This window comes from Pseudoalteromonas carrageenovora IAM 12662, assembly GCF_900239935.1.
Taxonomy (GTDB): domain Bacteria; phylum Pseudomonadota; class Gammaproteobacteria; order Enterobacterales; family Alteromonadaceae; genus Pseudoalteromonas; species Pseudoalteromonas carrageenovora.
The window spans coordinates 1620953-1633511 of record NZ_LT965928.1 but is presented as its reverse complement, the minus strand read 5'-3'; the positions used below and the strand labels follow the sequence as shown (position 1 = coordinate 1633511).

At 38.2% G+C, this 12559-nt stretch carries 10 protein-coding genes; 4 read left to right on the top strand and 6 right to left on the bottom strand.

Features of this window, described 5'->3' with window-relative positions; translation table 11 throughout:
* Positions 1-36 precede the first annotated feature (36 nt).
* A complete protein-coding gene (locus tag ALFOR1_RS07420; protein WP_173827049.1) occupies positions 37-909 on the bottom strand; it encodes a LysR family transcriptional regulator in 873 nt (290 codons plus the stop codon).
* Between the two features lie 131 nt (positions 910-1040).
* Here ALFOR1_RS07420 and ALFOR1_RS07415 point away from each other — a divergent pair, with 131 nt between their 5' ends.
* Both ALFOR1_RS07415 and fghA read left to right on the top strand, forming a co-directional pair.
* Positions 1041-2162 carry an S-(hydroxymethyl)glutathione dehydrogenase/class III alcohol dehydrogenase gene (locus tag ALFOR1_RS07415; RefSeq protein ID WP_104642552.1) on the top strand — a complete coding sequence of 374 codons (1122 nt, stop codon included), beginning with the start codon at positions 1041-1043 and terminating at the stop codon, positions 2160-2162.
* A 68-nt stretch (positions 2163-2230) separates the two neighbouring features.
* Complete coding sequence (fghA, locus tag ALFOR1_RS07410) at positions 2231-3073, top strand: S-formylglutathione hydrolase (RefSeq protein WP_104642551.1); 843 nt, start codon at positions 2231-2233, stop codon at positions 3071-3073.
* Here the strand turns inward: fghA and ALFOR1_RS07405 are convergent.
* Together ALFOR1_RS07405 and ALFOR1_RS07400 are read right to left on the bottom strand one after the other, a co-directional pair.
* On the bottom strand, positions 3027-3401 hold the full coding sequence (locus ALFOR1_RS07405) for a hypothetical protein (protein ID WP_104642550.1): 375 nt from the start codon (positions 3399-3401) through the stop codon (positions 3027-3029). The two genes, fghA and ALFOR1_RS07405, sit on opposite strands and share 47 nt — an antisense overlap.
* A 154-nt stretch (positions 3402-3555) precedes the next feature.
* A complete protein-coding gene (locus tag ALFOR1_RS07400; RefSeq protein ID WP_227006929.1) occupies positions 3556-5061 on the bottom strand; it encodes a BCCT family transporter in 1506 nt (501 codons plus the stop codon).
* A 347-nt stretch (positions 5062-5408) separates the two neighbouring features.
* Here ALFOR1_RS07400 and ALFOR1_RS07395 point away from each other — a divergent pair, with 347 nt between their 5' ends.
* Together ALFOR1_RS07395 and ALFOR1_RS07390 are read left to right on the top strand one after the other, a co-directional pair.
* On the top strand, positions 5409-5825 hold the full coding sequence (locus ALFOR1_RS07395; protein WP_058549073.1) for an MgtC/SapB family protein: 417 nt from the start codon (positions 5409-5411) through the stop codon (positions 5823-5825).
* Positions 5826-5964: 139 nt separating this feature from the next.
* The gene (locus ALFOR1_RS07390; protein ID WP_104642548.1) at positions 5965-7149 is read left to right on the top strand and encodes a DUF1624 domain-containing protein; all 1185 of its coding nucleotides are present in this window, start codon (positions 5965-5967) and stop codon (positions 7147-7149) included.
* Positions 7150-7223: 74 nt separating this feature from the next.
* On the opposite strand, the gene ALFOR1_RS07385 is transcribed toward ALFOR1_RS07390, so the two are convergent.
* The 3 genes from ALFOR1_RS07385 to ALFOR1_RS07375 form a co-directional block, all read right to left on the bottom strand.
* Complete coding sequence (locus ALFOR1_RS07385) at positions 7224-8249, bottom strand: energy transducer TonB (protein ID WP_104642547.1); 1026 nt, start codon at positions 8247-8249, stop codon at positions 7224-7226.
* Positions 8250-8475: 226 nt separating this feature from the next.
* The gene (locus tag ALFOR1_RS07380) at positions 8476-10290 is read right to left on the bottom strand and encodes a CBM96 family carbohydrate-binding protein (RefSeq protein ID WP_104642546.1); all 1815 of its coding nucleotides are present in this window, start codon (positions 10288-10290) and stop codon (positions 8476-8478) included.
* Positions 10291-10644: 354 nt separating this feature from the next.
* Complete coding sequence (locus ALFOR1_RS07375; RefSeq protein ID WP_104642545.1) at positions 10645-12552, bottom strand: beta-ketoacyl synthase; 1908 nt, start codon at positions 12550-12552, stop codon at positions 10645-10647.
* Between the last annotated feature and the right edge of the window lie 7 nt (positions 12553-12559).

Here is a 12559-nt window from a genome sequence, read left to right as displayed (position 1 = left end):
ACTTGGCTGATTTTTCAGCAATTTATTTAGTGCAATTTATTCTTTAAGGCCAGCAACTAAATAGTCTAGCAATACACGTACATTAGTAGTTACAAATTGACGCGGCGGATAAATGCCCCACACACCTTCTTGCTTAGGTTGATATGACGTTAAAATAGGCACAAGCTCCCCACTGTTAATTTCGTTCCCTATGTAGTAGTCAGGCAGTTGCACAATTCCTAAGCCTTTTTTAGCACCATCAACAAGTGCCCACCCACTATTGCAGTGTAGCCTGCCAGCAATTTTAATGTGTTTTTCACGCTCACTTTCGTGTACACGCCAATAACTGCTATTACCTATTAAGCATTGGTGGTTATTTAATTCCCCCAAGGTATGCGGCTCACCAAAGCGCCTTAAATACGAAGGTGATGCACACATAATAAAGCGCCGAGCACTTAATCTTCGTGCTTTTAAACTTGAATCTTTTAAATGCCCTAACCGTATTGCTAAATCGAACCCACCTTCTAGTAAATCTTCTTGTTCGTTACTTAGTGTGGCAATAACTTCTACTTCAGGGTGATCGTGCATAAAATTGTGCACAATAGGCATAATAAATGTCTCCCCATACATAACAGGGGCCGTTAGCTTAATTTTTCCTTTAGGCGTAGTTTGATGTGTTGCAAGGCCTTGCGTAGCATCGTCCATTGCATGCTGTAAGTGTTTTATTTGATGTAAAAAAATCTCTCCTTCTTTGGTAAGAACAACTTTTCGGGTGGTACGCGTTAAGAGCTGGGTATTTAAACGTTGCTCAAGGGCGGTTACATGCCGGCTAATATGCGCAACCGAAAGCCCTAGCGTTTTTGCCGCAGCAGTAAAGCTCCCTTCTTCACCGACCGCTATAAATTCGTCAATCCCGTCCCAACGCGCCATTATTACCATACTGTAAAAGTGTTTTAATAAAACAGAGATTATCATTGTATGAGAAACAAATACAATAGTCGCATTACCCAAACAAATTGGGTCTACAATTGATATTTAATACCACTACAAAGGATAAACACATGTCTGAATTTATAAAATCAAAAGCGGCGATAGCTTGGGGCCCTAACCAACCTTTAAGCGTTGAAGAAGTTGATGTGATGATGCCTAAAAAAGGCGAAGTAATGGTAAAAATTACCGCTACTGGTGTTTGTCATACCGATGCATTTACCTTATCAGGTGAAGATCCTGAAGGTATATTCCCAGCTATTTTGGGCCACGAAGGCGCAGGCGTTGTATACGCAGTTGGCGAAGGCGTAACGAGTGTTGAAGTGGGCGATCATGTAATTCCTTTATACACAGCTGAATGTGGCGTTTGTAAAATGTGTACATCTGGCAAAACTAACTTGTGTTCAGCAGTACGCGAAACACAAGGTAAAGGCTTAATGCCAGACGGCACAACACGCTTTTTTAAAGACGGTCAACCAATTTACCACTACATGGGTTGCTCAACGTTTTCTGAGTACACAGTACTTCCAGAAATTTCATTAGCCAAAGTAAATAAAGAAGCATCACTTGAAGAAATTTGTTTATTAGGGTGTGGTGTAACAACGGGTATGGGCGCTGTTACAAATACTGCAAACGTAAAACCTGGCGACACAGTTGCAATTTTTGGCCTGGGTGGTATTGGTTTATCTGCAATTATTGGTGCAAAAATGGCAGGTGCTGGTCGTATTATTGGTGTTGATATTAACACCAGTAAATTTGACCTTGCGACGAAACTTGGCGCAACAGATTTAATTAACCCTAAAGATTTCGATAAGCCAGTTCAAGAAGTGATTGTTGAAATGACTGAGGGTGGCGTTGACTACTCGTTTGAATGTATTGGTAATGTTGATGTAATGCGCTCTGCCCTTGAGTGTTGTCATAAAGGTTGGGGGGAGTCGGTAATTATTGGTGTAGCCGGTGCTGGCCAAGAAATTTCTACACGCCCTTTCCAACTGGTTACTGGTCGTGTATGGCGTGGTAGCGCATTTGGTGGCGTTAAAGGCCGCTCGCAACTTCCTGAAATAGTTGAGCGCTACATGGCGGGTGAATTTGCCCTAAACGACTTTATTACTCATACAATGAGCCTTGAACAAATTAACGATTCATTTGATTTAATGCACGAAGGTAAAAGTATTCGTACAGTAATTCATTACTAATAAGTACTTAGTAAACGACTTAATAAAAAGCCGTAAAACCTAAAGGTTTGCGGCTTTTAAGGATTTTTATGTTAGAGAATATTTCAAGTACAAAAGTAGCTGGTGGTTGGCATAAGCAATATACTCATCCTGCAACAAGTACACATTGCACTATGCGCTTTGCGGTATTTTTACCACCAGGTGCAAGTGAAACAAACAAAGTACCTGTGCTTTATTGGCTATCGGGTTTAACCTGTACAGACGAAAACTTTATGCAAAAAGCGGGCGCGTTTAAAAAAGCCGCCGAGCTGGGTATAGCAATCGTTGCACCTGATACAAGCCCGCGTGGCGATAACGTACCCAATGATGATAATTACGACTTTGGTCAAGGTGCTGGCTTTTATCTAAATGCAACGCAAGCACCTTTTAATACACATTTTAATATGTACGACTACGTGGTTGATGAGCTACCAGAACTTATAGAGCAGCACTTTCCGGTAACAAGTACCAAAGCAATTAGTGGTCATTCTATGGGTGGGCACGGTGCTTTAATGGTTGCACTTAAAAACCCAAAAGCTTATGTAAGTGCCTCTGCATTTAGCCCAATAGTTAACCCAATAAATTGCCCTTGGGGCATAAAAGCGTTTACAGGTTATTTAGGCAATGATAAATCGCTTTGGGCACAATACGATACGTGCGAACTTATGAAGCTAGCAAAGCAAGACGATTACCTACCTATGCTAGCCACTCAAGGAGGCGCAGACGGGTTTTTAGAAGAGCAACTTAAACCACAAAACCTAGTAGCTGTCGCTCACGAGAAAGCTTATCCGTTGACGCTTGAAATGCAAGAAGGGTACGATCATAGTTACTTTTTTATAAGTAGCTTTATTGACCAACACTTATTATTTCATAGTCAGTTTTTGACTGCGTAGTCTCATTAGTGTGTAGGTTTGATTTATCTACTTCTACACACTCTTTCAACACCCTACTCACTTGCCTGCATACTTGTACAGTATTGCTCTCACCTTTTACTAAATTGATCAGTAATGAATCTATTTTCAATCCAATATCAGTAAAACTGAACCCATTTTTGTCTGTAGGTACAGGTTCGAGTGGATTTTTGTAAGGCTCTGAACGAGCAGGACTATTACTATATTTATTATCACGTGCATTTGAATGTGCTTGCCCATCAATTATAGCACCGGCGACAGTGCAGCCACTTAGGTAAATAACACATAAAAATACAGTTAGCGTTCTCATGATTCATCCTGATCAAAAATATTACCTAAATTATATACAACTTTACAAACAGCATTGTAAAAATATGTATATCTAATCAATATAATTAATTTTGAACACAGTAAATCTACTATTTAATACGATGCTTACTCATGTTTTTAAAATTAGTATACGCCTAGTGCTTAAATTCACTTACAAACTCTTTAATAAAACCCACCAGCTGTAAAATAAAAATAACCAAAAAGGGAAGCGCGCCAATAATGGCAACACTTCTATTGAGTGGTTCGTTATTTTGAACAAGTAATACAAAGGCACATAAACCTAAAGCAAAAGACCACCCATATAAACTAGCTGAGTTATTAGTATGCATATTTTTATTTGACGAACTTAACTCTTTTATTACAAGTATTGCTGAGTCTGCTGATGTTGCTACAAAAATTAGCAAAAGCAGCAAGCTTGACCAAATTAAAATACTTCCTTGCCAGCCTAATTGTGCAAAAAACACAAATAATCCTTGTGTATAATCGGCTTTAATAGCCGCTAAAATACCTGCATTATGCGTTTGGTCCCACGCTATGGCCGACCCCGAAAAAACACTAAACCATATTATGGTTACAAAGGTAGGTACAAACACTACGCCTACAATGTATTGCCAGACTGGTCTACCTTGGCTTATTTTAGCTAAAAACACACCTACAAATGGCCCCCAAGCTAACCACCAAAAGTAATAATTATAGGTCCAACCATTTGCCCACTCAGGGTTTTTAAGTACGCTTTCTAATTGCCAAGTACCAGTAGTAATTAGTTGAATATAATCCCAAGTACCCCCTATTGCTATATCAATAATTGGTTTTATCGGTACATAAAATAATAACCATATAATCAGCCCAAAAGCTAAAAAAACATTAAACTTACTCAGCGCTTGAACACCCTTTTTCAGGCCAAGCTTTGCAGAAACCGTATATAAAATAACGATCAAACTAATTATAATAAAACCTGAAAGCAATACCGACTCAACGCCAAGCTTTAACTCCAATCCTTTACGAAGCAATAACGTTGAGTTTGCAATAGTCCCTACGACGCCAAAAAATATTGCAAATATGGCTATAAGTTTAATACTAAAGCTCAACTTTAATTGCCAACCTCTATTAATAACCCCTTTGGTTGCATTAATTACAGGCGCTGTTATATCGCCAGCGTTACCACTTTGAGTACTAAGCTCTCCTAAAACTAAACCAAACACCGCATACAGTGCCCATGCATGCGCTCCCCAATTTACAAGTGTAAGCGCCAAGCCACTAGTTTGAGTGTTTGCATATAAACTTTGTTTTAGTACAGAATTAACTGAATGAAGTGCAGGTTCAGCTACGCCCCAAAAAATTAACCCAGACCCCATACCCGCCGCAAAAAGCATAGAAAGCCAGCCAAACAGACTAAATTCAATCTGGGCATGTTCTCCACCCATTTTACGTTGCCCAATTGGGCTAACCGCAATGGCAATTACCGCAAATAGTAGAAGATTTACCAAAATAAAAAATGGTGCTCCTAACAAGCCTAATAAATCATTAATAACTGGCTGCAAGTTTGTCGTTAGTAATTCAGGAAATAAAAAAGCGACAATAGATAAACTAATGCAAAGTAATAAGGCTGTTTTTTCAAGCTTTGAAGTTGTTAAGTGCAAGTGGCTCTCGCGCATATGTTGTTTATGTTTAAAAGAATAAGGCGCTTTAATACACAGTTCAAATGTTCTTCTGCCAATTGCTTAATTAAGTGAGCTAATTTAGGGTTTTATAGGTGAAAACCTCGGCGGAAGTAATGAAAAACGTGTTATTAAAATTCTCTAAAAAGCAACGTCTGCACATTGCTATTTATGTTCATTATTGAGTAAAAGCGTAACTGATTGTGTAAATGTTTCTAGTTCTTTTAACTTTAGGAGCACAATTAACTAATAAACCACTGTTTTATAATTAGTTTTAAGTTGGCTTATCTATTGCTTTTAATTTACAAACTTTACCAACAGGAATAACAATGGAAATTGATTTACAGTGGAATGAAATCATAGATAATTTAATTCACCTTGGCATAGCCTATTTGCTTGCTCTTCCTATGGCTTACGATAGAGAGCGCAGCCACGATGGTGCAGGATTAAGAACTTTCCCTTTAGTTGCCGTAGCATCATGTGGTTATGCACTAATAGCGATGTCGGTACTAGATGGTGCTGAGGCGCAATCTAAAATGCTGCAAGGCATAATCACCGGCATTGGTTTTATAGGCGGTGGTGCAATTTTAAAAAATAATAAGTCAACATCAGGCACTGCAACTGCAGCAAGTATTTGGAATATGGGGTTAATTGGCATTGCTGTAGCGTATAGCCGTTATGAAATAGCGATATTGCTCGCTGTTATTAATTTTATAACACTCAGGTACGTTAAAAAGTTTAAATAGCCACCAATCTGGATACTAAACTTTTTACAAACTTTAAAGAGTTAGCTTAATGTATATAAACTAACTCCCTCAAATTCGCATGGCGTTATTTTATAACATATAATGCGGGCAAATTTCACCGCGCGTTTTGAGCTTAGTAATGTCGATTACATCCGCAATGCCTCGACTACATCACATTGATTTACTTCGAGGTATTATTATTATATTTATGGTTATAGACCATGGCATGTATTACTGCCTAAATTATTCTGTGACCGATCCGATGACTATTCCGGGGACTGATCCCCTAACCTTTTTCACCCGTTTTGTTTCGCACTTTTGTGCGCCTCTTTTTGTATTTTTAGCGGGGCTGTCTGCGGCTATAACCGAGCATAAATACGCCTCTACCAAAGCATTTTCACAAAACCTGATTGTCCGCGGTTTAGTACTCATTTTGTTTGAATTTACTATCGTCTCATGGTCGTGGAGCTTTAACCCGTTATTTCCTATGTTATACGCACAAGTTATTTGGGCTATAGGTTGGGGCTTTGTAATGCTGGGGCTACTTCGTTTAGTTGGCTTACATGCTGTATTTATAGCGGGTTTGCTATTAGTATTTGGCCACAATATGTTTGATGGTGTAAGTTTTGAGCCTAATACTCTAGCAAATACGCTTTGGTCTATAGCTCATCAAAAAAATGTACTCGAACTGCCTTTCGACTTTAAAATCAGAACAACCTACCCTGTAGCCCCCATTATAGGATTAATGGCACTCGCTTATTGCGCCGGTGTTTATTACAAAGCGAAAGAATACAGTACAAAAGCGATAAACCATGCAGCTTTACTGGGTATAAGTTGCTTAGCTTTATATACAATGCTACGCGGTTTTAACTTATACGGTGACGCTTCAATATTTACAGTTCATAGTAATACTGTTGAAACCGTTATGTCGTTTTTAAACCCAACAAAATACCCTCTTTCCTTACAGTTTATGCTGTTAACAGTTGGCTTGGGCCTTATAGCACTTAAGCTTTTGAGCCACTTTAAAGTAGACTTCTCTCATGGCTTTTTACAAGTACTCGGTAAAACCAGTATGTTTTCATACCTTGTACATTTGTATTTATTGCATGCAATAGCTTGGCTATTAATTCCCTTTTTAGGGCTTAACTTTAGTGATATGACTTACGGAGAAACCCTTGTGGGTTTACCTCCAGGTTATGGGATGAGCTACATAGCAACGCTTACATTTATAGCTGTAGTGATTGGGCTTACCACCTTACTTGCTAAGCGCTACATTACCTGGAAGCGAAATAACAAACACAGTTTAATTGCTAAATATATATAAAATTTAAATACTTTAAAACAAAAACCCCGCATTAGTCTGCGGGGATATAATTAGTAAGTATACTTAGCAGATATTTATAAAAAGCTTTCACCACTTTGTTTAATTATAACTGTTTGAGCCTGAGCGCTTTTTAATAGTAACCCACAGCGCACGTCGTTTTTCGAAATTACAATTTTATCAATAGCGCTTGTATCGTAATCTACTACTTTATTTTCACAGCGAAGCTGCACTTTAGATAAAGGCTTTTCAGTCTTTAGTTCAACTTCACTTTTCGACAATAAAGGTAAAACAGCTTGCTCAGACTCAAGCAATATTTGCTGATTTATATCACCCGAATTTTTATATATATCGTTCACTTGCGCTAATAACTGCGCTTTATTTTGCTCTGAAAAGGTTATAGATTCTATATCGCCTAATGCCTCAATAGCATCGTAAGCGCGCACATAATCTTGCTTTGATATAAACCACTGCAGTGCATTTTTAATCACTCGCTTTTTAATTTGGTCGGGTAAGTTATCCCTAAATAAAAACGCTTCATAAATATGCTCATCAAAGCTTTGCCAGTCTTGTACAAAGTAGCTGTGTTGACTTTTAAGCCACGCGAGTAAAACAATTTCAATAGTATTTTTAGTATGCTCGTTTTCAAGCTCTGTAATATACGTTTTAGCTTCATCGTACCTTTTATCATCAATAAGCTGGCTGGCTTTTTCATAATCGTTGAAAAACCCTGGAGATGCTTGATCGTTAGAAAAACTGGAATGTACATTTTGTGAGCTTACAGTAATAGTTTTAGCTGAAGAAATAGCCCCGCCATTAAGTCGTGCACTTTTATAATTAAGTTTAGAAACGTAATCGATAACTTCTCGTTGATACTTTTTTTGCCCTGCAGTGGCCACAATTTCGATATCACTTACCAGCCCGTTTTCATCAACCACGTAACTGCTTAAATTAATCCCTTCTAGCCTTGATGCACGCGGTGACGTATTAGTGAGCTGGTCGTAATTTTTATTTATCACTTGTGCTGGTACAAAATCATCTGCTGATACTGATAAGGGAGCAAAGGTTGAAGCGAGAGAGAGTGCGAGTAAAAGTTTTTTCATCGATTTATCCATCCTAGATTATGTTTCTATTATAAAAACAAGTCTAGCCTATAATCGCAAGATAAGAAACAACCAACATGATGGTTTTTTAATCAACAGACTATCAGTTTGGTAAAGTCAAAACATAAAAGGCGCTTTAAACAGCGCCGTAAATTCAGTGAAACTATATAAAGGTTAACTATAGTTAATACGCTTAATTAAAATTTATAAATACTAATATAAACGACTAATCATATTCCGGTTTTTTCCAAACTTTTACGTAATCTACTAACATATTAGTAAAAAAGTCATCATCAATATTACTTGAATTACCATCCCAGCCACCTACTTGTAATGATAATATTATATATGAGGGTAAACTACCTACTCTTTCGCTCTCAAACTCCCAGACCTTGTCTCCATCTATGTACATAGCAACATAATTAGGTTCCCAATGCATACCATAAACATGAAAGCCATTGTCCGAGCTATTAAGGTAAAGCTCCCCAGAGTCTTTTGATATATGCTTACTACCATAACCATCCCAGTGAAGAGCTGACCAACTTACACCTTCTCCCCAAGTTCCTAGGTACTCCATAATATCGAACTCCATTCCTTTACCAAAGGTAGACGAAGTGTCACCCCACACGTCTTTAACTAGAAGAGATGAGTATTCACCATAATTTTCATCTGAGTACTCTCCTCCACGAACGTATGCATCATCCGTTGCAACAATATTGTTTTCATTAACAATTAAAATAGGTCTGTCATTTAAATTATTGGTCTCAGTGCTAAAAACTTCAACAAGCTGCTTTCGCATGTAATTATCTACTAATGCAAAACTAGCCTCTTTACCAGCAATTTGTTGATCGCGTATATAATCAGTAACATCAACTTCAATTATATTACCTGTTGTCTCTCCATATCTTTGAACAAACCAAGCAGGATCAATTTTTGGCTTAGTATTCCAAGTAACAGTATCTTCAGACCAGTCCGTTGTAAGTGTTTTATGTATTGCAATACTACTTTTATTTGTTGCTTCTGAGATTTTGAACCGTAAAATTGCGGAGTAAGCAGCTTCATGGACGTCATTAAGATCAAACTTTAATAATGCTTGTCTTCTGTATGAATTATTACCATAAATACCTTTGTCTGGGAGCAACCAAAATGCAGGCCAAGCACCGTGTGTAGACTCGTGCTTTATCCTCGCTTCAAAATACCCATATTGCTGTTTAAATTTTCTAAAAGTGCTGACTTCTGCACCTTTGTATTTATATGATTTACTCCCCTGTTCAAGATTACTTCTCTCTGCCTTAAGCGTTAACATACCTGCTTCAACATCAATATTTTCACCACCCGCATTCCCAGCGATACCACTCATTCCTAAATACTGCTTTCCAACGTGCCAGTAACTTGGATCAAGTACGTTTGAATCAAATTCTTCTTCAAAAGACACAACCCAATCCCCAGAAATAGGCGGAGAAGTGCTTATATCTGGTTCACTTTCAATAAAAGACACAGAGTCCATGTAAAACGTTCCAGTCCCTTGTGGCCCTTGAATTCCAAGCGCTAAAACATTTTCCCCCTCGTTTAAATCAAAATGCTTAAGGTGAATTTGAATCTTATGCCATTTATTATCAATATAATCACTGTGTCCAGGCTGTCCATTTAGTGTCCAAAATTCACTATTGGACTCATCAAGATTTATTTTTAAAGAGTTTTTTCCACGGCGAAACATCAATGTTCCTTTACTGCCTGACACTCTGAAAATTTTTGCTTCAAGAATTGTATCTTTATAAGGAGGGATTTTAGCAATGCGTAATCCAGATTGTGTCCAATTGTGAGCTTTCATCGCTATTGCAATAGAACCATCTGCGACGGGATCATCTGCTTGTGTTAATGATGATTTACTTGATGAAGTAGACCATAATGATGTTCCATTTTGTGGTGTGTCATCAAATAAAACAGTTGAAGCTAAACTAACCTGTGACCCAAAAAATATAATATAAAAAGTGAGGTACTTTGCTCTAATAAGCCATTTAATTAATGATGTTAATTTCATTGCTATTCCTAAGTCGATTAATAATATTGAGTATTAAAATCAGCTCAGCCGAAAACCAAGTGATTAAAAACCTAGTTACAAATAATTGTAAGTACAGTTAATAGCCAAATTAATAATTTTTTAGTTTTAGGAATAGTTTTGATATGGCTTATCTATTAATAAATAGTATGGAACAGATATAATAATTTTCAATTAAAGCCAGCATTAAAACTAATGAGATATACTTACTTTTTCAATTTTTAATTACATATCATAACTTTAAATATAAAAATAATATGATGCTTTTTAAATTGAATTAATATTTAAATAAAAAAAGGCGCTTTAAGCAGCGCCTTGGGATTCAAGTATGTGTGCTTAAAACATATCTTGATAGGAGTTGGTTGTACTAAACGAAATTGCTTTCTCAAAACCAGGAAGCTCTATGCCGTCTTCGCCTATTACAATGTCGTTATCGTCAATGGCGCCATCGCCAAAACGGTATACTAATTCGTACTTACCAAGGTCTGCTTGCGCTTTATAGGTATGTTGCGCAGCAATAACAGATGTATTTTTATCTGCATAATTACTCATAACCTCATCACCATGACGCTTAGCAAGCATTTGTAGTGTTACTTTAGCGCTAAGTACTGTAGCAGTGGCGTTATTACCGCCGAAGCCTTTTGAATTTATAAAAGCTATGTCCATATCGCCGCAATCGTAATGACTGTTACGTATATCTAAGTGATCAGCATAAACATCGTCGGCAACTTTATCTATGGTAGTAATACCCGGCATAATATTATGGCTAAATACACCCAGCGCAATAGCAAGCTGATCGCCACTGGCGGGGGCAATTGTATGCCCTACATAAGCTTTTGGTGCCGTTACTTTCCAGCTATCAATGGCAAAGGTTTGCGCTACTTTATGATAAATAAGTGACTCTGTTACTCTGTTTTGCGGTGTACTTGAACCATGCGCTAAAATAAAGCTGCGGTTTTGTAGTGCGTCTTTACCTAGTAAGCTTGTTGCCAATGCCGCTGATTTTGCCATCGTAATGTAGTTACCAGGGCCCGGTGAGGTGATTGATTTTTTAATACCATCGGCATTTACAAATACATCCGGTACTGAGCCCATAATATCTGCACCTAATTCAAGTGCTAACGCATCGTCCATTAAAATGGCCACTTGTGCGCCTTCACCTAATGTAAAACCACAGTTTTCACCAAATGGGCGGCTGCTTTTACGGTAATTTGGTTCTTGTTCACTGCTTAAATTATCTAAACGGCGCAGGCCTTCAACATTGGCAAGGGCGCTCATATTACCAAAGCCTTCTACTACTTCAGGCGTAATAGCGCATTCAACACTTGCTACCACCGCAACACGGGTACGCCCTGCTTGAATATCGTTTACTGCAGCGCGTAAGTTATATAAAAATGTGGCACATGCACCCGAGGTAGAAAACGTAGTACCTACATTACCTGTAACGTATGCGTTTATAAAATCAGTCGACATCGTGTTTAAGCCAAGTGCTAATTGCTTTGTACTAACACGATCGCCCTGCTGGCGTGCTTTAACTAAACCGCCTAATCCTTTGTCGTCCATTTGACCAATAACTGAGGCTGAATAAGTACCTATTTTATCTGGCTCTACGCTATTCATTATGCGTTGCCAATCAAGACCAGTTGACTTAATCGCATCGTTTGCTGCAAATATAGTGGCTTGCAAACCACGTGGTTGGTAACGGCTGTTATACATTATTGATGGATCAAACCCGGTAGGAAACTGCCCTGCCGATTTAATTGGGTTATCACGGGTAGAATCTAATTTTACATCTAGCTCTGCCGCTATAGTCACTTTTACTTTTTTGCCTTCAAGCTCTTGTACTTTCCAACTGGCAGGCACTGGGGTTGGTAAATCGCGTGCGCGCGTTTCAAACACAATTGCGTTTTCATCAGAGGACTTTAACGTCATCTTTTGCTGCCAAGGCGTGGCATCTGCGTCAAAATGTTCTTTTTCAATTTTACGAATAAGCGTCCCAGCAATAATTTGCTCACCAAAGCGTGCTTCTATGTCGCTTTGCTCAACATTATTACCATCTGTGTCTTGAAGGTTACCATCAACAACGCTTACCAAGTTCATTAATGTGGCGAGGCCTAAAAATGTTTCACTACGATCTTGTGCGTTTAATGCATCTAACACGATACGGCGGTAACCTTGATGAAAAGAAGTTCGGCCTGCGGCGTTAATACCGCCCATGCCTACAATTATAGGTAATGCTGTCATAATTAAC

Coding starts and splice junctions, on each gene's coding strand:
- ALFOR1_RS07415 (WP_104642552.1), top strand. CDS start 1,041: ATGTCTGAATTTATAAAATCAAAAGCGGCGATAGCTTGGGGCCCTAAC.
- ALFOR1_RS07380 (WP_104642546.1), bottom strand. CDS start 10,290: ATGAAATTAACATCATTAATTAAATGGCTTATTAGAGCAAAGTACCTC.
- ALFOR1_RS07375 (WP_104642545.1), bottom strand. CDS start 12,552: ATGACAGCATTACCTATAATTGTAGGCATGGGCGGTATTAACGCCGCA.
- ALFOR1_RS07405 (WP_104642550.1), bottom strand. CDS start 3,401: ATGAGAACGCTAACTGTATTTTTATGTGTTATTTACCTAAGTGGCTGC.
- ALFOR1_RS07420 (WP_173827049.1), bottom strand. CDS start 909: ATGGCGCGTTGGGACGGGATTGACGAATTTATAGCGGTCGGTGAAGAA.
- ALFOR1_RS07390 (WP_104642548.1), top strand. CDS start 5,965: ATGTCGATTACATCCGCAATGCCTCGACTACATCACATTGATTTACTT.
- ALFOR1_RS07395 (WP_058549073.1), top strand. CDS start 5,409: ATGGAAATTGATTTACAGTGGAATGAAATCATAGATAATTTAATTCAC.
- ALFOR1_RS07385 (WP_104642547.1), bottom strand. CDS start 8,249: ATGAAAAAACTTTTACTCGCACTCTCTCTCGCTTCAACCTTTGCTCCC.
- fghA (WP_104642551.1), top strand. CDS start 2,231: ATGTTAGAGAATATTTCAAGTACAAAAGTAGCTGGTGGTTGGCATAAG.